Below are 21,390 nucleotides of genomic sequence, written 5' to 3'. Positions count from 1 at the left end.
TTAACGTTCCCGGTTTAAAAGGTAGGTTAAACCGAGCAGCAGGAAGGAAATAAATATACTGATGCCGACGTACGTATACGCAAGGTTCATTTGATTCGACTCAATGGCCACGTAGATGGCCGTCGGCATTGTTTGTGTAACGCCGGGAATATTCCCGGCAAACATCAGCGTAGCCCCGAATTCTCCCAGAGCTCTCGTAAAACTGAGAACAAATCCTGTCATAAGCGCTCTTCCGGCGAGAGGAACAGCGATATTTGTAAACACGCGCCACTCTCCTGCCCCGTCAACTCTTGCAGCGGATTCAATATTGGGGTCAATTGAACCGTAGCCGGTTTTTGCCGACTGAAACATTAAAGGAAACGCCACGACCGCAGCGGCAACAACAGCGGCGACCGGCGTGAAAATAATCGAATTTTGAAATACTTGTTCATACACGCTGCCAATCCAGCTGCTCGTTCCAAAAACGACGATAAGTAAAAAGCCGGTCACCGAAGGAGGCAGCACGAGCGGAAGCATCAGGAACGTTTCCGCTGCCAGCTTCCCCCGGAAATTTCTGACGGCAAAAACTCTCCCGAGCATCGCCCCGACAATGAAAACAAGGACAGCTGCGATGCTTGCTGTCAGCAGAGATAACTGTATCGGAAACCAAAACATCAGGCACGCTCCTTTTATTCCGGGTCTGAAAAGCCGTACGAACGCAAAATATCCTGGGCTTCACTGCTTTGCAGGTATTCCATAAATTCCCGGCTTTCTTCTTCGTTCCCGCTTCCTGCCACGGCCCCGCCGTAATAGTGGATGGGGGAGTACAGGGAAGGATCAATTTCTTCAAGCACCCGTACGTCAGCTTCGCGGGCGTCTGAAGCATATACAAAGCCGACCGCTGCATTGCCTCTTTCGACAAGAGTTAACGCGTGCCGCACATCCTTAGCAAAAACCACCCGCTCCTGCACGCGCTCCCATTCCTTCATGGAATTAAGTGCTTCCCGGGTATATCTTCCGGCGGGTGCTGCCTCCGGCGTTGCCACCGCTATCCGGCCGCTTCCATTGAGCACGCTCTGAAGCTTTTCTTCCGCACTGTCTTCAGGCACCACCACCACCAGCTTATTTTCTGCAAAGGCAGGATCCCCTGTATCCACCATTATATTTTCCTTTTCAAGATCGTTATAGTGTGAAGCGGAGGCTGACAAAAAGACATCCGCCGGACCGCCCCGCTCAATCTGCTGCTTCAGTGTGCCGGAGCCGCCGTAGTTAAACGTCAGGGAAATATCCGGATGCTCGTTGGCGAAGCTTTTCTGCACCTCAGTAAGAGCATCCTGCAGACTGGCTGCCGCTGAAACCGTCAGCTCGGCCTGCTCTTCGTTCTGTTCTGCCTGCGGACCGCCGCTGCAGGCCTGCAGGAGAACAGCCCCGGCCCCTGCCGCTACGAAGGGTTTCCAGTTCATGTTGTCCTTCATCTCCCTTCGATGGATTGGTTTCAGGTTATCCGAGCAGCTGTGCATACCACCGCTTGGCTTCCTGGACGTCGCTCGTGCCGTGGATGAGCGCCCGCCCGTCCTGAAATAAAACGATACGCCGCGTTTCAGTCTGCACCGACAACAGATAAGGATTTTTGCGCACGCTCCAGTTCCTGCTTTCCCAATCGCGCTCCAGCCGTTCAAAGTTCAGCTGTTTACTTTCCCCCGGGCGGATCTGCACTGTATCCCTGCCGCAAAGTACGCTCGTTTTATTTGAATGTTCATATGTTAACGCCGGATATTCCGCTTTTTCACCACATGACAGGCACCCAGGATCCTTACTGCTCTGCAGGCCGATGGAAAACTGCTGCTGGTTCCAAAGATCAAAATAGTCCAGAGCCACCGGGAGACTTTCTCCGTCACCGACCAGTATTTTTAAGGCTGCGGCCGTCTGCTTTGCCGCTACTGACTGTACAGCCGGAGCGATTACTCCTACTGTGTCGCACGTCTGCCCCTGCGAAGGGATCTTTTTCCATACACAGCGAAAGCAGGGGCGCTCTCCCGGAAGAAACGGGTGCACCATGCCGATACTTCCCACACAGGCTCCGTAAACCCAGGGCTTATGGTATTTTCTCGCCGCATCGTTAATCAGCAGACGAGTATCAAAATTGTCCGTCCCGTCAACAATAAGATCTGTCTCTGCAGCCTTTGCTTCGATCCACGTAAAATCGACATCCACTACTTCACCTTGCACATGAACCCCGGAGTTAATCTCACGCAGCCTTTTTTCTGCCGCGGCTGCTTTAGGCATCTGCTCTGCGGCATCCTTTTCCGTATACAGCTGCTGGCGCTGCAGATTGCTGTACTCCACGTAATCACGGTCTGCGATCGTCACTGTACCAACGCCGGCACGCACAAGCATCTCCGCTGCCGAAGCCCCGAGCGCTCCTGCACCGACAATCGTCACAGAGCTTTCGTTTAATTTTTTCTGGCCCGCTTCACCAATCGGCGAAAACAGCTGCTGTCTCGAATATCGCTCATCCATGCTTTCTCTCCTTTTCTTCAACTATTTATAGCTGCTTCTGTTTTCTTTCTCTGCATATGAATACGTGTCCGCGAAACGGTAAACAGCGTAAGTCCCGCCCAGACAATTAAAAAGGCTGTGAACTGCTGGAAGGAAAAAGGCTCCCTAAATAAAAAAACACCCAGCACCAGCATAATCGTCGGCGCAATATACTGCAGAAAGCCAAGCAGGGAATAGCTGATCTTCCGCGCCCCCGAGGCGAACAGCAGCAATGGAACAGCCGTAGCTGCCCCCGCCCCGAAGAGCAGTGTCCACGTGCCTGAATCATAGGTGGAAGCCGTTTCGCCCGAAAAGAACATTAAAAAAATCAGGGCAAATGGAGCTGCTAGAAACGATTCCAGCGTCAAACCTGCCCATGCGCCGAGTGCTACAGTTTTTTTAATAATACCATAGCACCCAAAGGATAATGCCAGGATAATCGAAGCCCACGGAAACTGCCCGTAGGAAATCGTCAGCACGAATACGCCGATAAACGCGAGCACTACCGCAGCTATTTCCATGCGTGCCAGCCGTTCTTTTAAAAATACCGTCGCCAGAGCTACGTTCACAAGCGGGTTAATATAGTAGCCAAGGCTCGCCTGGATCACATGGTCTCCGTTCACTGCAAAAATAAAAGTAAACCAGTTGATCGTAATCAATAAAGCGGCACCGGTGATCGCCGCCGTCGTTTTCACGGAATGAAAAGCATGCGTTATTTCATTCCATACTCCTTTGTAGCGCCCGATCAGCACAATAAGTACAGCCATGAATAAAAACGACCAGATCACCCGGTGGGCGAGCACATCGATCGCCGGGACCTCGTTAAAAAGCTTCCAGTAAAGCGGAAGAAATCCCCAAAGTACATAAGCTGCCACTCCTGCTGCAATGCCTGTCTGCTGCTCTCTCATCTGCATCTCCGTCCTCTCTCCCCGTCTATTATAGCGGACAATGGTCCCCCACTGCCAAACAAGAACGGCTGAAGCCATTGGAATTTTTCCACACACAAACAAAAACAGCTTCGAAGAGTCTCGAAGCTGTCCACTGTTACTTTTTACGCTCTCTGTTTTTCCATAAAATGATCGTAAATGCGGAAACGACTGTCAGGCCAAGCGCTCCCATAAACACCATGCCGGGAATATTCGCGCCTGCTTCTTCTGCTTCACGCTCTTCTTCCTGCTCTGCTTCTGTAAGAGCACTTTCGCCTGTCCGTTCTTCCAGATTATCCTGTCTTTCTTCGAGGGAAGTGTTGCTGTTAATACTGAAATTAATGCCCTGCTGTTCAGACTCCCCTTCCGCATCAGTTACGGTGTAATTTAATATATAGTTTCCATTTTCCAGAATGCTCTCGATCTCTGCGGAGACTGTCATTCCGTCTTCGCTGATCACTGGTTCTTCTATATCAATTTCATCGCCGGTTTCTACAAGCAGATACATATCTTCTACACGGTCAATCTCTGTATCAAAGTTGAGTTCCACCCGCTCGGGTACTTCCAACAAAGAATCTCCATTTTCCGGACTCGAGGATTCCAGTACGGGCGCTGCCACCGCCTGGTAAGGGGAGGCAATGAAAAATAAAACCGCGAGAAGACCAAAAATTCGATATTTCATAGGACTTCTCCTTTCAATAATAGATCACTCTACTCTTTATATCATGATATAAAGCCAAATTCGAACCATATCATTTACGTTTTTGTGTCAATTTTATATTTCCCGGGAAATATCCATCTCTCTATCCTTCCACCCGGCACAAAAAACCCGGACGCGGCAGGCGCATCCGGGGAAGGTGCTTATATTCAGCTTTGTTCTAAACGGCGGATCCGGTCTTCAAGCGGCGGGTGCGACGAAAAGAGCATCGCAGCTGCCGACGGCTTATTGTTGATTTTCAGCGTCTGCATGGATGACTGTTCCGTATCCACCCGGTCCACATAATTTTGCAGCGAGCGGAGAGCATGGGCCATCTTGTCTTTACCGGCAAGATCGGCCCCGCCGCGGTCGGCGTGATACTCACGATAGCGGGAGTAGGCAGCCACAACAATACTTCCGAGAATCGAAAAGAGGATCTGAAATACAATAATCGCCAGAAAGTGAATAATCGGGCGCATATTTTCGTTTACGAACCTCGATACCGCAAAGGCGACGACCCGTGCCAGGAACACCACGAACGTGTTCACGATTCCCTGCAGCAGGGTCATAGTGATCATATCGCCATTTGCCACGTGGGCAACCTCATGGGCAATAACGCCTTCAACAGCATCATCATCCATCGATTGAAGCAGACCAGTTGAAACGGAAACAAGCGACCTCTTTTTGGTAGGCCCTGTCGCAAAAGCGTTCACTTCAGCGGACTGGTAAATCCCAACCTCCGGCATATGAGTAAGCCCTGCGCGCCGGCAGAGACGGTGTACTTTTTCAACTACCATTTTTTCAGCCTGGCTTCCCGGATTATCCGGGTCAATTACTTTGACGTTCATCGCTTTTTTCGCTATGAATCTCGACATAGCCAGTGAAATAAATGCTCCGGCAAAGCCGATAACGGCACTGATAATCAACAGCGGCACCAGATTCAGCGTACCGGCACCATAGTCATAAGCACCCAGGTTAACACCAAACAAACTTAGTATTGAAAACACGATGACAATTGTTAACAACACCATCATGTTCGTTAACAGAAACAGCATGATTCTTTTACCCATGGCTTTCTCTCCTTTTTTTACTCTTCATTTTCTTTTACACGAGTATTTATACGCAGGTGTACCCCGGAAGGTTTCATCCTTATTTATATTATTACACATTAAAATTTACACGAAAAGAAAGATCCCTTGTATGTTTACAAGTTTTTCTTAACAGGTATAAATATTAAGAGCATGTTTTCATTCAGAAAGAATTAACACAATTGGAATTCTGACGAAGGAGGACGCCATTTATGGCACGAAACGTTGCACAAAAGCTAATCGAAGAACACCTCGTCTCCGGGGAGATGACTCCAGGCGAAGAGATTGGAATGAAAATCGACCAGACACTTACCCAGGATGCCACTGGAACAATGGTGATGCTTGAGCTTGAAGCGATGGGGGTTGAACGGGCTCAGACAGAAGCTTCCGCCCAGTACGTAGACCACAATATCATTCAGGAGGATAATAAAAACCCGGATGACCACCTGTTTCTTCAAACAGCAGCAAAACGCTTCGGCATGTATTTCAGCCGCCCGGGTAACGGTGTCAGCCACCCAGTACACATGCAGCGCCTTGCCCGTCCCGGCCGCACCCTTCTCGGGTCGGACTCCCATACATGTGCCAACGGCTGTATGGGGATGCTTGCCATGGGAGCAGGCGGTATCGAAGTAACGATGGCAATAGCTGGAGAGCCATTCTTTGTTAAAATGCCCCAGGTTTGGGGAGTAAAGCTTACCGGCAAGCTTCCGGACTGGGTAAGCGCCAAGGACGTTATTCTTGAGCTTCTCCGCCGCCATGACGTGAAAGCCGGCGCTAACAAAGTCATTGAATACTACGGACCAGGCCTTGAAGATCTGAGCGCTATGGATCGTCACGTTATTGCGAACATGGGAGCCGAGCTCGGTGCCACCGCAAGCGTATTCCCATCGGACGATGAAGTGAAGCGTTTCATGGCAAGCCAGAACCGCGAGGACGAATGGCAGGAGCTGAAAGCTGACCGCGGTGCCCAGTACGACATCGATGAAGAAATCGATTTGTCCTCTCTCGAGCCACTGATTGCCAAACCGTCGAGTCCGGGCAACGTTGTACCGGTACGGGAAATCGCCGGCGAACCTATTTTCCAGGCGTATATTGGTTCATCCGCAAACCCTGGATACCGGGACTTTGCGATTGCTTCTGAGATCGTCAAAGGGAAAAATGTGCATGAAAATGTAAGCTTTGATATTAATCCATCTTCACGGCAAATGCTGACAGACCTCGTGTCCAACGGCCATATTGCCAATCTCCTGAGCGCTGGCGGCCGGCTGCACCAGGCAGGCTGTAACGGCTGTATCGGCATGGGACAGGCACCTGCCACCCACAAAAACAGTTTGCGGACGACTCCGCGGAACTTCCCGGGACGCTCGGGTACGAAGGAAGACCGCGTATTCCTGTGCAGCCCTGAAATAGCTGCTGCTTCTGCGCTTTACGGTGAAATTACCGACCCGCGGACCCTTGATATGGACTATCCTAAGGTAGGCGAACCTGATGAGCCAACCGTTGATTTCCGGCTGCTGCAGGAGCCGCTTCCTTACGAAGAAGCAAAAAATATAAAAATTGAAAAAGGCCCGAACATTGCTACCCTTCCGGAAATGGAAGAGCTGCCGGACCGCATCGAAGTACCAGTACTGCTGAAGCTTGGCGACAACTTCTCCACCGACGAGATTCTTGCCGGCGGAGCGCGCGTGCTTCCGTACCGCAGTAACCTGCCGGAAATCAGCAAGTTCTCATTTGAAATTACCGATGAAGACTATTACAACCGGGCAATGGAAATTAAAGATGATACCGGTCACGCTATTGTCGGCGGATCCAACTACGGCCAGGGCTCAAGCCGTGAGCACGCAGCCCTTGCACCCCGCTACCTCGGTCTGCGTGTTGCCCTTGTCCAGGACTTCGCCCGTATTCACTGGCAGAACCTGGTGAACTTCGGCGTGCTTCCGATCACTTTTGAAGGCACTGAAGACTATATGAAAATCGACGCCGGCGACACTATTGTGCTTGAGAACCTGCGTGAAAATATCCAAAATCACAACACGTTTGAAGCCACTATTAAAAACAAAAATGAAACCATTACCGTGCGCCATGAAATGTCAAGGCGCCAAATTGACATGATGCTTCGCGGCGGTTTGATCAACTGGGTACGCGCAAAACAATAACAGTACCGGCGGGGCAGACGCTTCTTTTCAGGAAGCGCTGCTCCTTTATGTTTGATGATTAAGGGAGGCCTTCATTGATGGAAAACAAAGTAGAAAATCAAAGAACTATCCTGCTGACCGGCGCCACAAACGGCATCGGCAGAATCGTCGCAGAAAAACTGGCATCTGAAGGGCATACCTTATTGCTGGTGGGACGCAAGGAATGGAAAGGCGAAGAGCTTATTACCGAATTGGAGCAGAAAACTGGAAACACAGGGCTTCATTTTTATCAGGCTGACCTTTCCCTGCTGCAGGAAATCGAGACACTTACAGAGAATATAGCACGGGACTACGGCCAGCTTGACGCCCTGATTAATAATGCCGGCGCCGTCTACTCTTCCAGGGTTTGGACGGAGGAGCATCTCGAGCGCACCTTTGCCCTGAATTACCTCGGGGTATTTTATCTTACTGAACTTCTCCTCCCTCTTCTCCGGAAGAGCTCTGACGGCCGGATTGTAAACGTTTCTTCTGCTGCACATGCAATATCCAGGATGAACTTTCAAAATCTGCAGGGGGAGCAGAAGTATAACGGCCTGAAGCAATACGGTCTGGCGAAGCTGTCCCTGCTGCTGTATACGTATGACCTCTCCCAAAGACTCCGCTATGAAAATATTAAAGTGAACGCTCTACATCCCGGCAACATTTCCACCGGGTTCGGATTGAATAATAAAAATGCCTTTTACCGGGGACTGAACAAATTCACTAGTAAGTTCGGCGACTCCCCGGAAGAAGGAGCTGACCTGGAAGTGTCGCTTGCTTCAGGTGCCCGCGGCTCTCAGGTAACCGGTAAATACTTCACGAAAAAAGGAATTACGAGCTCTTCGAGTGATTCCTATTCCACAGCCAATCAAAGAAAGCTGCGGGAAATCAGCGAAGAACTCGTTTATCACTACACCGGAAGAGAGCTTCAGAAAGAAGCCTAAAAAATATCAGCCTAATGGAATGCCTTCGCGGGCATTCCTTTTTTCGCTTTTCTGTCTTTCCGCCTTGTTTTGCCCTGTTTTGAAGCGGGTATTTAACCTTCATGTGCATGTACTTATGCACCATTCTATTTACCTGAGGAGGAATTCCCCATCGTACAGGCGAAGGCAAATGCCGCAAAAGCTGAATTTACCGAACGTTTTACGTCTCTGCGTCAGCAGACGATGAAGCTGACCGAACCGTTATACACCGAAGATTTTATGATTCAGGCGCATCCTGACGTCAGTCCGGCGAAATGGCATCTGGCCCACACGACCTGGTTTTTTGAGCAGTTCATTCTCAAGCCGTACGCTGATCATTATGAGGAGTTTTCAAAATTCTCCAACGGCTTGTACAACTCCTATTACGAAACGCAGGGAAAACCGTTTCCCAAGCAGTACCGCGGACTGATTTCCCGTCCGACGACAGAAGACACCATGGAATACCGGCGTCATGTGGAAGCGGCGATGGAACGTTTTCTCAAAGAAGGGCCCTGGAACGATGAGATCGCTGAATTAATGGAAACCGGCCTGCAGCACGAGCAGCAGCACCAGGAGCTGTTAGTCACCGACACAAAATTCAACTTTTCGATGAATCCACTTAACCCTGCCTACCTGGAAAATGATTCTTTTGCTGAAAAGGGAGAGACTCCCGAATTGGAATGGCACGCCTATGAAGACGAGCTAACGACTATTGGCACAGATAATCTGCATTTTTCCTTCGATAACGAACGCCCGGAGCATAAATTTTATCTGCACGCCTTCTCTATCGCCTCCAGACCGGTGACCAACGAAGAATATATTCGTTTTATTGAAGACGGCGGCTACGAAGATCCTGAGCTGTGGCTTTCCGAAGGCTGGGGTATTGTCCAGGAGCACGACTGGAAGGCACCGCTCTACTGGCAGAAGCAGGGCGGGATCTGGTTCTACTTTACAATGAACGGCCTGAAAGAAGTGCGCCTTCATGAACCTATTGCCCATATCAGCTACTACGAAGCAGATGCCTACGCCCGCTGGGCCGGAGCCCGTCTCCCTACCGAACAGGAATGGGAATATGCTTTCCGCAGCTCCGAAGCAGACGGTACGTTTCTGGAATCTGAAAGCTATCATCCGCAGCCACTCCAATCGGCTCCCAATGCCTACGGAGACGTATGGGAGTGGACACGCAGTCCATATTCCCCGTATCCAGGCAACCGTCCGCCGGAAGGGGCCATGGGCGAATACAATGCAAAATTCATGAGCAACCAAATGGTGCTGCGCGGCGGTTCGTGCGCAACTCCGCAGTCACACATCCGCTCCACCTACCGTAATTTTTTCCCGCCGGAAAAACGCTGGCAGTTCAGCGGACTGAGGCTTGCCAAGGACGGAGTGCAGAAATAGCCATGGCTGACTATACTGTATTGGATTTAAAGCCTTCGCTCTCCTCCCTGGCTGAAGACGTTCGCACCGGACTGGCTGCCGAGCCTAAGAGTATCCCCCCGAAACATTTCTACGATGAGCAGGGAAGCATGCTGTTTAATGAAATTACCCGGCTGCCGGAATATTACGTGAGCCGGACCGAGGCGTCTGTTTTATCCGACTACGGGGAAGAAATTGCTGAAAGCATTGGAGCCTCCTCCCTTATTGAGCTTGGAAGCGGAAGCTTTGATAAAATCCGCTGCCTGCTTCCCTTCCTATCGGAGGCAGTGAGCTATACCCCCGTCGACATTTCGCTTAGTGCCCTGCACGATACCGCCGCCCATGTAAAGGAAGCCGTGCCGGCCATGCAGGTCTCAGGCGTATGTGCAGACTATACAAAAACGATGTCGTTTTTTAACAGCAGCAAAGACCAGCCCTCTGCTGTCTTTTTTCTCGGCTCCACTATTGGAAACCTGGATCCGAAGGAGGCTTCGGAATTTTTACAAAAGCTCGCTTCTCATATGAATCCCGAGGACAGCCTGGTGGTCGGTGTCGATTTGAAGAAGGATCCGGTCGTGCTTCACCGGGCGTATAATGACGAGGCAGGCATTACCGCTTCCTTTAATAAAAATTTGCTCCACCGCCTAAACCGCGAGCTTGACGCCGGCATCAATACCGGCCATTTTGCACATGAGGCTTTTTACAACGAACGGCTCGGGCGGATCGAAATGCATCTGCGCGCCGAAAAGCCTTCCCTGTTCTCGATCGGTGGAGAAACGTTTACGATGCGTGCCGGCGAGACGATCCATACAGAAAATAGCCGGAAGTTCACTCCCGAGGAATTCATAAATCTGGCCCGCCAGTCCTTCTGGGAAACCAGCGACTGGTGGACGGACGAAAATGAATGGTTTGGCGTATTTACGCTTTCCCCTCAAATATAAGCAGAGCCCCCGGTCCTCCGGGGGCTTTTCATGTCTGCGGCCAGCCTTCCAGCCGGTACGCCATTTCCCAGAACAAATACTCAAACCGGGTAGTCGTTAAAAATATATTTTCAATCTTTCTTTTTTCCTCCGCGGGTTTGTTTTCTGCCAGGCGGTTGAGCATGCTGATGCCCCAGTCCGCCAGCTGCTGAAATTCGTCATCGCTGTACATCTGCACCCATTCGCCGTACAGCTCATGCTCCAGGGCTCCCGGCCACGAACTGAGCTTTCTTCCGATTTCTGCGTAGCTCCACATGCATGGAAGCACAGCCGCAAGCAGCTCAGCCAGGCCTCCGTTCTGCCCTTCATGCAGCATATACCTTGTGTACGCAAGTGTAGTTGGTGCCGCTTCTGCCTGTTCGAGCTCCTGTTCGGTGATGCCAAATTTTTTCGCATACTGGCGGTGCAGACTCATTTCTTCATTCATGGTAACGTCCATTACCTTCGCAAAAGCCCCCATCGTTTCCACGTCTTCGGCTTTAACAGCACCAATCGCAAACAGTTTCGCATATTGCACGAGATAAAGATAATCCTGAATCATGAAATAACGAAATTTTTCCTTATCGAGGGTTCCCCGCCCAAGCTCTTCCACAAACGGATGCGTATGATTCTGCTCCCACACCGGCAGCAGTTTTTCCTTTAAATCATGAGTGAATGACATTAATCTCTTCCTTTCCTTCATTAAGAATCAAACCGGCCCAATCCCAGTCGGAAATAGGAATTTCCCATATTCAAACACAGTTCCCTCCCGCGGGCAACACGTGCATGAGGCAGCCTTTCGCAGGGTATACTACAAGTATACCGAAGGGAGCGTGATGAATTCATGAAAACAACGAATACCGATGTATGCATTGTTGGGGCGGGCCCCGTGGGTTTGACTGCCGCCAACACATTAAGAGCACTCGGCATCCGCGTCCGTATTTTAGACAGAAAAAGCTCGATTTCCCCTTTTTCCAAAGCATTCGGCATCCAGGCGCGCACCCTCGAAATGCTCAGCCTGATCGGTGCGCTCCGCCCCTTCTTAAAGGAAGGCTTCCCCATTACTGATGCGGCTGTTCAGCCTGAAGGCAAACGTGCTTCCAGGGCCTCCTTTGCTTCGCTCGATACGCCGTTTCCCTTCATGCTTATGCTGCCGCAGTCAGATACGGAGCATATTTTAAAAAAACAGCTTCGGGAAATCGGCCAATTTATCGATTGGAACACCCACTGTAAACGGATTACCCAGTACCGGGACTACGCGGAGGTGGAATGCTCCACCGAAAATGGACACGAATTAATCCGCGCCTCCTATGTGATCGGCTGTGATGGTCCTCACAGTACCGTCCGTGAGAACATGAACGTTTCCTTTCCGGGCGGCAAGCATGAAACAATCTACTTTTTAGGGGACGTGACGGTGGAAGGAATTCCGCTTTCCAACGATATCTCGACATTTATTACCGAACGCGGTGTAGCTGCTTTCTTTCCCTTCCGTGATGAAACGTACCGGGTAATCACTATCGATCATGCCGAACAGAACCGTGAACACCGGGACGACCTCCCTCTTGAAGATCTCGAAAAAAGCGTACAGCGTATTACCCAGCAGCCAGTACGTTTGACCAGCGCCTCCTGGCTGTCCCAGTTCGGCACCTCCCATCACCAGGCTGATGCCTACCGGGATAAGCGGCTGTTTCTTGCCGGGGATGCTGCCCATCTGCACAGCCCCTTCGGCGGCCAGGGAATGAACCTCGGCATGCAGGACGCGGTTAACCTCTGCTGGAAATTGGCGTGGGTGCTCCGCGGCCATTCGGATCCTGCTCTGCTCGATACGTATGAAGAGGAACGGTACGCGGTCGGACGCAAGACCATTCGAATGACAAATACGGCGATGCAGGTGATGACCCGCTCCCATACCCTTATTCCACGCCTTCTGGCGAACCCTGTCAGTATGCTGAGCAAAAGCAGTTCATTACAGCGCCAGCTGACCCAGCGCCTCGCCAATATTGATATCAGCTATCAGAACAGGGCTTCGTTTGCGAAATTCCAGCACCAGGGGCCGATGATTCCAGCCGGATCCCGGGCTGCGCCGGCACGTGTTCTTACCGAAGAAGGAGAACACGCAGACGTAATGGATTTTCTGCACATCCAGCAGTTTACCTGCCTGTTTTATATCGAAGACGAGCAGGAGCTTCATCAGCTCGATGAAAGCATCCAGGAGGTGCGCCGGCAGTACGGCCCTTCCATTCTCATTCTCGTTGTTCAGCGCAAAGGCATACTCCGGGCCTCCAGGCCGAATATCCACCATCTGTTTGATTACCGGCGCGATCTTGCCGTTAAATGGAAGCTGCCGGCATTTTCAGCTGTACTCATACGTCCGGACGGCTATGTTGCTTTTGCCGAGCACCCGGTCCGTACCGGGAGATTGATGAGAAAAATTCACACCGCTTTATATCAGTAGCTTCTTTCATCCTCGCTCCATTTTCCAGCCGGCTGTGGATAATTTCCGAAAACACTTCAAAGACTATCCACAAGCCGGCGTTTCATTTCAGTAAATTCTCTGTCATCAATGCCTTCAATCGAAGCAGCCGCTTCGATTATTTTTATGTCCTTCCCTTATCTCAGCTGATAACCATCCCCATTGTGTATATGTCTGTGGACGGTTTTGTCAGTCTTTCAAAAATCACCATTTTCTCCTTCTGTTCGTTTCCAGAAAAGAGCCTCCTGTTCGAGCCTCTGCACGACGGTATACTTTTCTTCCATATATCCAGACGGACTGTGCGGGTGCCTCGCTGCAGCCTGTTTTTTAATGATTTCATATTCCTTCGCCTTTGCCGGGAAAGAGCGTAAATAATCGCGGAAGGCAAGGTGACGTCCGCCCCCTTCGCTTTCTTTTTCGAACACGTGCACGTGAAAACGGCGGACATATTCGCCTTTATAATAAAAAGCCCTTCCTTCAATACCATGCTCTCCTTTTCCCCTATATCCGAGTCCTTCAAGCCGGTCTTCGGACCACATAGAGAGCTCCGGGGTTTCAATTAGGATATCGATGATTGGCTTTGCCGAAAGGCCCGGAACGCTCGTGCTTCCTATGTGGTAAATATGATCTCCCGGACCGCAGGCTTCAAGCTCCAGCAGCTTTTGTTCATGGTAAAAATAGTGCTTCCACTCCTTTTGCCACGGCACGACCTCTATGGTCCGCATCGTATCACTCCTTTTCAAAAATCTTTACTTTTCTCAAACTTCAGCATAAAAAACTGTCCTGGAAGCCTCCAGGACAGCTGCTTAATTTTGTTATTCGGGAATATACGGCAGATCCCGCATTTTCGGTACATTGATGACGTGAGGGGTTACGTAGCCGAGAAGGCCTTCTTTTCCGTATTCGCGGCCGATGCCGGACTGCTTGACTCCGCCGAATGGATAACGGACGTCAAGTCCCTGCACAGCAGCGGTATTGACCATCGTAGTGCCTGCTTCAATACGGGCTGCAACTTCGATGGCATGGTCTTCTTCTCCCCATACCGAGCTTGTGAGGCCGTAAATGCTGTCGTTCGCCATTTTCACCGCTTCATCCACCGTATCGTACGGCACGATCGGAACGGTCGGTCCGAACTGTTCCTCCTTCACAATGTCGTCCTGCTGGTCCGCGCCGAGCACCAGAGTCGGCTGCAGGAAGTACCCCTGTTCAAACAGCTCCTTATCCACAATGTGGCCGAGCGGGATAACGTCCGCGCCTTTTTCAGCCGCATTATCCACAAGGCTTTTCACAAAATCCAGCTGCTGCTTGTTGTTGAGCGGCCCGGTCGTGACCTGTTCATCAAACGGACTGCCGATTTTCACCCATTTGTTGGCTGCTTCCTGATACTTTTCCACAAAATCATTGTACAGGGTGCGCGGTACATAGATCCGTTTGGCGATCATGCATATCTGGCCGGCGGTCAGGAAGTTGGAGATAACCATGCGGCGCATCGCGCGCTCATCGTTTACGTCAAAGTCCGGCAGCACTACGGCAGCATCATTGCCGCCAAGCTCAAGCGTCATATCCTTGATTGTATCCGCGGCCGACTTCATAATTTTCTTAGCAGTTTCCGTACCTCCCGTGAAAGCAATTTTATCCACATGTGTATTGGAGGTAAGCTCCACGCCGACCTCAGCTTCTCCGTGGACGAGATTCAGCACCCCGTCCGGAAATTCCTTGGCAATCATTTCAACCACCAGGCTGACCGCATGTGGAGCAAACGGGCTCGGCTTTGAAACGACGGTATTTCCTGTCAATATCGCCGGAGCAATCTTGATTGTAGAGAGCGCAATCGGATAGTTCCACGGGCTGATAGCAGACACTACGCCTATCGGCTCCTGACGGATGATTGTTTTGCCGCCCTCGCCTTCGTCTACCTGATCAGCGATTGTCTCTTTTACTGTCTGGCAGGCGTACTCCATCCACATGATTGAAACCGCCATTTCGCCCTCTGCGTCGTAAACTGGCTTGCCGTGTTCTTCCGCGAGCGTTTCAGCAAGCTCCGGCGTGCGGTCCTTCATCGTTTGGATGGCGCGTTCCATCCGCTCGATCCGCTCTTCCACCGGCACTTCCTTCCACGCAGGAAAAGCAGCACGGGCTGCTTCAATAGCTTCCGCTGCCTGCCCGGTCGTTGTTTTCGGCACGTACGCCACGATTTTTTGCGGGTCTGCCGGGTTTTCCCGTTCCATATATTCGTCGGCGTCCACTCGTTTTCCGTTAATCCATGCATATAATATTACTGATTCGTCTGCCATTGCTGACTCCCCCTTAGAAACATTAGTATCTATCAATTCATCGTAGCCTGCTGCACGTGATTATTCAACTAATTTGCTGAGCCGGCTGCGGCAGTTACTTTTTAATAACCTGTTTAGTGCCGGGCACCATTTTCCCTTTGCACATCGGACACTCTTTTTCCGTTTCATCAGGTGCTTCCGACAGACGTATCCAGGCCGGGCACATCGCTTCTTCACAGACGAGTGCCTCGATGGTTTCCGTTTCCTGCTTTTCCCCGGTATGTGTTTCTCCCGGAAAGGCTTCGAGCAGAAAGCGTGACACTTCCACCTCCTTGCCGCGGTAAAAGGCCGGCGAGCTGATGCACAGCTTCTGCTTCGCCCGCGTAATCGCTACATATGCGAGCCGGCGCTCCTCCTCCAGAGCCTGGGTCTGCTTATTTTCTGCCTTCTCTCCGTATAAAAGGTCCTTCATCCGGTCGGCCTTTAAGGCAGAATTATGCGGCATGATCGTTTCTGAAGCCCCGATCACATACACGACCGGAAACTCCATGCCCTTGGCCCGGTGGATCGTCATCAGCGAAACGTGGTTCGCATCCGGGTCCTTCTCCCGCTCCTTCATCTCGCGGAATGTCCGCAGCATATCGTCGACAAAGTATACAAAAGACGACACACTTTCAAACCGTTTGGCCGAGGACTCCAGTTCATCGAGGGTTTCCTTTAACGTTTCCTTTTTCATGCTTACCTGCTGTTCATCGGCCTCCAGGTAGCCGTCGTAAAACTGGCGCCGCATCTGGCGGATGGCCGTTTCCGGGCGTTTTTCCTTCAGCTTCTGAATCATGCTCTGCCGCTCCTCCACCTTTTTACGCTGAAACGGGCGAATGCCCGGCATGTCTGTTAAATGAAGCAGCGGTTCGCTGCGGGGAGAAAATATTTCACGGTCTTTAATGTGCCGCATGCCGCGCTCCCGGGAGATGAATAAAGTCGGCACAACCTCGGGCATCGCTTCCACGAGCGTCGGATTCAGGCTCAGCCGCAGATAGTCCATCATCGCTTTCACCGGCCACTGCTCATAGAACATCTGGTTGCCGAGGGAATGGTGCACAAACGGCACATCCTGGGCCGTCAGCTGCTCAAAGATGGCACGGCTCACACTGATCGTCCGGTGCAGCACGGCCATATCACGCCACTCGCATTCTCCCTCTGCCACGGCACGCTTCATATCTGCCACCACCTGCTCCGCTTCTTCGTCGGTGGACGCAGCGCGGAAATAAAACGGAGACGAGGCTTCTGCATTCATCACCTGGAGGGTTTTCGTTTTCCGCTGCTTGTTGTGGCGCACCACTTCATTCCCAAGGCCGGCGATGGCTTTATGGGAACGGTAGTTAACGTCGAGTACAATCGTCTGCGCTTCCGGATACTTCTGGTCAAACTCCAGAATGAATTCGTGCCGGGCCCCGTTAAACGAATAAATCGTCTGGTCGTCATCACCCACCACGAACAAATTGCGGTGCTTTTCCACAATCATCTGCACCAGCCTGTACTGAAGATAGTTGGTGTCCTGAAATTCATCGACCATGACGTACTCAAACCGGTCCTGCAGCTGCTGCAGAAAAGCCGGGTCCTCGTCCATCAATGCTTTGGCCTTCATTAAAATATCGTCAAAATCAATATAATTGCGTTCAAGCTTCCAGTCTTCATACGCCTCGCAGATACGTTTCAACTGCTTTTGGCTCGTCTCTTTTTCAGGAAGATCCGCAACAGCGGTGTCATTCATTTTATGATAGGACAGAAAGGATAAGACCGCCTCGGGCTGATAGACATCTTCAAGGCCCATGTCCTTCATCAAAAGCTTCACGGCCAGCTGCTTTTTCCGCTCGCTTGAAACAATTTCCTGTCGGATACCGTGGCGCCGGAGCAGAAGCAGGAAAAAGGCGTGGAACGTGCGCACCTGCAGATTGCTGGCTGTTTCTCCGACACCCGGCAGGTTCATCACTCTCGTTTTCATTTCCTCCGCTGCTTTTTTTGTAAATGTGATCAGTAGAACGGATTCTGCCGGCACCTGCTTGACCGCCATTAAATAGCCCGCCCGGCAGACGAGCACCGACGTTTTTCCTGATCCGGCACCTGCAAGCGCCAGCAGCGGCCCGCTGCCAAAGCGTACGGCTTCAATCTGGGCTTCGTTCAAAAAAATACCGTCCGCTTCAAGCGAACGAAAATAAAAGGCATCGGATTCCTGATCCGACACGAGCTCTCTGCTTGTTGTAGCTTTAGCAATTGCTGCATATGGTACTTCTTCTCCGCTTACACCGAAGGGAGTCGAATAAAAAGAAAATTCCCGCATAAGTTCTCACCGTTTCTGTTGGATTGAGTATGTTTATTATAAATCGGCACAGCCCCTCTTGTATAGAGCAGGCAGTCACGGGCCGGCGAGCATTATTTTTCCACCGCCGCTGAAGCTTTTGCTCTCATAGTCCTGTAATGCCTGCCGTACCTGAACGAGCGGATAGACATGCCGGACGAGCGGCACCACAAGCTGCCCGCTGTCCACCAGTTGAAACAGCGTCCTGAATACCTGCTGGAAGCGCGTATCGGAAACTGAAGCATTCCAGTGCCTCAAATGAAACATCGTACCCTTCACTCCCAGTCTTTCCGTAATATAAGCCCAGTCGAGCGGTCTGCCGGAGAGCAGGCCGAGTGCTAAAAGCGTTGTTTCCGGCTTAACGCTCCCGGCGAGAGCGGCTCCAGCTTCTCCACCGATCATATCCACGGCGGCTTCTGCTTTCTCCCCCTTGAGGGCAGCTTTCAGCCCGCTCTCTTCTTCTCCCTCCCCGGCTGCCACTATTTTTTCTGCCCCCAGCTGTACCAGCTCGTTTATTACTTCATTTCGTCGTACAAGGCCCACCACGCGAATATTCATCCAGGAAGCCAATTGAATCAGAAGCCTTCCCATTACAGAATTAGCCGCGTTAATAACAAGCATTCCACCAGAAGGAATATCCAGCTTTTCAGTTAAAAGGACGTACGCCGTCACCGGGTTGATGTACATCTGCGCAGCTGTCTCATCGGAAAGACTGTCCGGCACCGGTACGGTCAGGGCTGCCGGCGCATGCACAAGCGACTGCCAGGTGCCTTCGCCCCGCAGCGGCAGCACGCGCTTTCCTATCAATCCTCTGCTCACTCCTTCTCCAACCCGTTCAATAACACCCACGCCTTCGTAGCCGGGCACGAGCGGCAGCGTTACCCGGTGGGCATAACGCCCGTATACAGGAATGAGATCCGAGGGATTGACCGGGGACAGACGCATCCATACTTCCACGCGCCCGGCTTTTAACTCCCCCTTTTGTTCATCCCTGATATGAATTTGCTCGGATGGTATTCCAAACGCACCGACGTCTGCTTTTATGTTGCTACGTCCCATCTTCTCCCTCCTAATATGCAATTGCCGCTCTGTCTGCGATATGCTACTCTTTGAACAACCCGTATATTTAAATAGGAGGATATAGTCCTACACTTTCTGAAAGCGTTATCCTGGAAGGAGGGAGCCCATTATAAGAAAGAACATGAAGATGCAGACAAAAATTATGTTTCTCGTCGTCGGGCTTGTCGCTTTTATTACGGTAAGCTCCTTCGGGGTGTTTGCTTATTTAGAATATAATGATATCGAAGAAGAGCTTGGAGATAAAGCATTAAGCACAGCCACCTACATAGCGAGCTCCCCGGTCGTTCAGGGAGCGTATGCCTCCGAGGATCCAAGCTCCGTGCTTCAGCCCTATGCTGAACGGGTCCGTAAGCAGGCCGGCGCAGAGTTTGTGGTGCTTGGTGATACCGAAGGAGTCCGTTACGCCCACCCGGACGAATGGAAAATCGGCGAATCCATGGTCGGCGGCGACAACGCCCGCGCGCTCGAGCAGGGGCAGTCCTACGTCTCCACTGCCACCGGCACCCGGGGCCCCTCTCTTCGCGGCAAGGCACCGGTTCGTGATGAAGACGGGGATATTGTCGGCATCGTTTCTGTCGGCTTTCTGCTTGAGGATGTGCGGGCGGCCATCTGGGAACGCTTCGGGCTTCTGTTTATGCTCGCGCTCGTTCTTCTCGCTCTAGGCGTAATCGGCAGTATGGCGGTCTCAAGAAATATCCGGAAAGACATGTTCGGCCTTGAACCTCATGAGATTGGTCAGCTGTACCAGGAAAAAGAAAGTGTACTTACTGCTATCCGGGAGGGCATTATTGCGATTGACACCGAAGGGCGGATCACGATGATGAATGAATCAGCCCGAAACATGCTTGCTATTAACGGTGTCATCGAGGGGCAGAATATTCATCACGTGCTGCCGGACTCGGAAATGCCAAAAGTACTGAAGCACGGACAGCCGGAATACGACCAGGAATTAGTGCTCCGAGGGGCTCCTTACATCGTCAACCGGGAGCCGATCACTATCGACGGCCGGCTCGTCGGCGTCGTTTCTTCGTTCCGTGATAAAACAGAAATGATGCAGATGGCTAACACGCTTTCTGACATTCAGCGCTATTCGGACAGTCTGCGCTCACAAAATCATGAATATCTGAATAAGCTATACGCATTATCCGGGTATCTTCATCTCGGGAAATACGACGAGGCAGCCCAGCTTGTCGAAGAAGAAACGTCCCAGCAGCGCAAAACCCACTCCGTAGTCTTTCAGCAGATTAACGACCCGACCGTTCAGGCGATACTAACCGGAAAAGCGGCAAGGGCTTCCGAAAAAAAGACAGCTTTCCACATCGACAGCGAAAGCCGGCTGGGAACACTGCCGGACCACATTCAGAAGGTTCAGCTTGTATCTATTTTAGGCAACCTTATCGATAACGCCATTGACAGTGCCTCAGGCTGTTCAACGCCCGAAGTAGCATTTTTCGTCACCGAAATGGAGGAGGAAATTATGTTTGAAGTTGTCGATAACGGGCCCGGACTTCCGGAGGGGATAGACATTACTTCCCAGGGAGCCTCCACAAAATCCGGTGACCAGCCAAGAGGATATGGACTTTCGATCGTAGAAAGAACGATTCAGGAATTAGAGGGTATGCTTGAATTTGGCAACAATGAAAGCCAGGGCGCCTACTTTACGGTTTACCTGCCCAAAACGTTGCCGCAAGGGGGTAGTTGATGATTTACGTTGGTATTGCCGAAGACGACTTTCGGATCGCAGATATTCACCGGCAGCTTATTGAACAAATTGAAGGGTTCTCATGCCGGTTTACCTCCGGCACCGCAAAGGAACTGCTCGAGACGATGGAGCACACGCCGGTTGATGTACTGCTGCTCGACATTTATCTGCCCGATCAGCTTGGAACAGACATTCTCGGGCAAATACTGGACAGCCATGATGCGTACATTATTATTATTTCAGCTTCAAATGATCTCGGTCATGTGCAGAAAGCCTACCGATCGGGTGTGATCGATTATATTATTAAACCAGCTTCTCCTAAACGGCTCGAGGAGTCGCTGAAAAAATTCCAGGCTATGCAGGCGGCCCGCCCTGAAGGGGATCTTACCCAGGAGGAGATTGATCGTTACTTCTCCCCTCCCGCGTCTCCCGGCACGGCGGAAACCAAATCAGAATTAGATTTGCCAAAAGGTATTGATGCCTTCACACTCGATCAGGTAAAGGATCATATCCATCAGGCAGAGCACGGAGTAACGGCTGATGAAATGGCTTCGTTTCTCGGTGCTTCCCGAACTACCGCGCACCGCTATTTTAAATATTTGTTATCCGCAAACGAAATCGAGGTCCGTCCGATCTATGGAATTGTCGGCCGCCCTGAACGCAGATATTTTAAAAAATAATTCCTTCACCGGCTGCAGCCAGTACATGCAGCCGGTTTATTTATGCCCGTGACATTTATGAAATAAATACAATAAACGAAAGAT

Annotated in this window: 18 protein-coding genes; 7 read left to right on the top strand and 11 right to left on the bottom strand. The window is 51.2% G+C overall.

Annotated elements, in window-relative coordinates; all coding sequences use genetic code 11:
- The 6 genes from modB to htpX form a co-directional block, all read right to left on the bottom strand.
- Nucleotides 1-654 carry a molybdate ABC transporter permease subunit gene (gene modB / locus ACTRXG_RS04355; RefSeq protein ID WP_474261502.1) on the bottom strand — a complete coding sequence of 218 codons (654 nt, stop codon included), beginning with the start codon at nucleotides 652-654 and terminating at the stop codon, nucleotides 1-3.
- A 14-nt stretch (nucleotides 655-668) separates the two neighbouring features.
- Nucleotides 669-1,442, bottom strand: a complete 774-nt coding sequence (gene modA, locus ACTRXG_RS04350; protein WP_474284146.1) for a molybdate ABC transporter substrate-binding protein — start codon at nucleotides 1,440-1,442, stop codon at nucleotides 669-671.
- Nucleotides 1,443-1,479: 37 nt separating this feature from the next.
- Nucleotides 1,480-2,499 carry a ThiF family adenylyltransferase gene (locus ACTRXG_RS04345; protein WP_474284145.1) on the bottom strand — a complete coding sequence of 340 codons (1,020 nt, stop codon included), beginning with the start codon at nucleotides 2,497-2,499 and terminating at the stop codon, nucleotides 1,480-1,482.
- A 17-nt stretch (nucleotides 2,500-2,516) separates the two neighbouring features.
- On the bottom strand, nucleotides 2,517-3,503 hold the full coding sequence (gene rarD / locus ACTRXG_RS04340) for an EamA family transporter RarD (protein WP_474261505.1): 987 nt from the start codon (nucleotides 3,501-3,503) through the stop codon (nucleotides 2,517-2,519).
- 58 nt (nucleotides 3,504-3,561) lie between these two features.
- The gene (locus ACTRXG_RS04335; RefSeq protein ID WP_474261506.1) at nucleotides 3,562-4,125 is read right to left on the bottom strand and encodes a copper resistance CopC family protein; all 564 of its coding nucleotides are present in this window, start codon (nucleotides 4,123-4,125) and stop codon (nucleotides 3,562-3,564) included.
- A 185-nt stretch (nucleotides 4,126-4,310) separates the two neighbouring features.
- Entirely contained in the window at nucleotides 4,311-5,210 is a 900-nt protein-coding gene (gene htpX, locus ACTRXG_RS04330) for a protease HtpX (protein ID WP_091612608.1), read from the bottom strand.
- A gap of 230 nt (nucleotides 5,211-5,440) precedes the next feature.
- Between htpX and ACTRXG_RS04325 the strand changes: the two genes are divergently transcribed.
- The 4 genes from ACTRXG_RS04325 (at nucleotide 5,441) to egtD (ending at nucleotide 10,721) form a co-directional block, all read left to right on the top strand.
- Nucleotides 5,441-7,384, top strand: coding sequence for an aconitate hydratase (locus tag ACTRXG_RS04325; protein ID WP_474284144.1), 1,944 nt, complete (start codon nucleotides 5,441-5,443; stop codon nucleotides 7,382-7,384).
- Between the two features lie 77 nt (nucleotides 7,385-7,461).
- On the top strand, nucleotides 7,462-8,346 hold the full coding sequence (locus ACTRXG_RS04320) for an SDR family NAD(P)-dependent oxidoreductase (protein WP_474284143.1): 885 nt from the start codon (nucleotides 7,462-7,464) through the stop codon (nucleotides 8,344-8,346).
- A gap of 150 nt (nucleotides 8,347-8,496) precedes the next feature.
- A complete protein-coding gene (gene egtB, locus ACTRXG_RS04315) occupies nucleotides 8,497-9,762 on the top strand; it encodes an ergothioneine biosynthesis protein EgtB (RefSeq protein WP_474284214.1) in 1,266 nt (421 codons plus the stop codon).
- A 2-nt stretch (nucleotides 9,763-9,764) separates the two neighbouring features.
- The gene (egtD, locus tag ACTRXG_RS04310) at nucleotides 9,765-10,721 is read left to right on the top strand and encodes an L-histidine N(alpha)-methyltransferase (RefSeq protein WP_474284141.1); all 957 of its coding nucleotides are present in this window, start codon (nucleotides 9,765-9,767) and stop codon (nucleotides 10,719-10,721) included.
- A 28-nt stretch (nucleotides 10,722-10,749) separates the two neighbouring features.
- Here egtD and tenA read toward each other — a convergent pair whose 3' ends face one another.
- Nucleotides 10,750-11,421, bottom strand: coding sequence for a thiaminase II (gene tenA / locus ACTRXG_RS04305; protein ID WP_474284140.1), 672 nt, complete (start codon nucleotides 11,419-11,421; stop codon nucleotides 10,750-10,752).
- 162 nt (nucleotides 11,422-11,583) lie between these two features.
- Between tenA and ACTRXG_RS04300 the strand changes: the two genes are divergently transcribed.
- Complete coding sequence (locus tag ACTRXG_RS04300) at nucleotides 11,584-13,194, top strand: FAD-dependent monooxygenase (RefSeq protein WP_474284139.1); 1,611 nt, start codon at nucleotides 11,584-11,586, stop codon at nucleotides 13,192-13,194.
- 215 nt (nucleotides 13,195-13,409) lie between these two features.
- Here the strand turns inward: ACTRXG_RS04300 and ACTRXG_RS04295 are convergent, their stop codons facing one another.
- The 4 genes from ACTRXG_RS04295 to ACTRXG_RS04280 all read right to left on the bottom strand — a co-directional run bounded on the left by ACTRXG_RS04295 (nucleotide 13,410) and on the right by ACTRXG_RS04280 (nucleotide 18,903).
- Nucleotides 13,410-13,937 carry a GrpB family protein gene (locus tag ACTRXG_RS04295; RefSeq protein ID WP_474284138.1) on the bottom strand — a complete coding sequence of 176 codons (528 nt, stop codon included), beginning with the start codon at nucleotides 13,935-13,937 and terminating at the stop codon, nucleotides 13,410-13,412.
- A gap of 90 nt (nucleotides 13,938-14,027) precedes the next feature.
- Nucleotides 14,028-15,506, bottom strand: coding sequence for an aldehyde dehydrogenase family protein (locus ACTRXG_RS04290; protein ID WP_474284137.1), 1,479 nt, complete (start codon nucleotides 15,504-15,506; stop codon nucleotides 14,028-14,030).
- A gap of 94 nt (nucleotides 15,507-15,600) precedes the next feature.
- Entirely contained in the window at nucleotides 15,601-17,826 is a 2,226-nt protein-coding gene (locus tag ACTRXG_RS04285; protein ID WP_474284136.1) for an ATP-dependent helicase, read from the bottom strand.
- A 75-nt stretch (nucleotides 17,827-17,901) separates the two neighbouring features.
- The gene (locus tag ACTRXG_RS04280) at nucleotides 17,902-18,903 is read right to left on the bottom strand and encodes a zinc-dependent alcohol dehydrogenase family protein (RefSeq protein WP_474284135.1); all 1,002 of its coding nucleotides are present in this window, start codon (nucleotides 18,901-18,903) and stop codon (nucleotides 17,902-17,904) included.
- A 148-nt stretch (nucleotides 18,904-19,051) separates the two neighbouring features.
- Here ACTRXG_RS04280 and ACTRXG_RS04275 point away from each other — a divergent pair, with 148 nt between their 5' ends.
- Complete coding sequence (locus ACTRXG_RS04275) at nucleotides 19,052-20,626, top strand: ATP-binding protein (RefSeq protein WP_474284134.1); 1,575 nt, start codon at nucleotides 19,052-19,054, stop codon at nucleotides 20,624-20,626.
- On the top strand, nucleotides 20,626-21,306 hold the full coding sequence (locus ACTRXG_RS04270) for a response regulator (protein ID WP_474284133.1): 681 nt from the start codon (nucleotides 20,626-20,628) through the stop codon (nucleotides 21,304-21,306). The genes ACTRXG_RS04275 and ACTRXG_RS04270 overlap by 1 nt, the downstream gene beginning before the upstream one ends.
- Nucleotides 21,307-21,390 lie beyond the last annotated feature (84 nt).

It is taken from the genome of Marinococcus sp. LNSP9103-4, from assembly GCF_056034345.1.
This window is presented reverse-complemented; position numbering and strand designations above follow the sequence as displayed.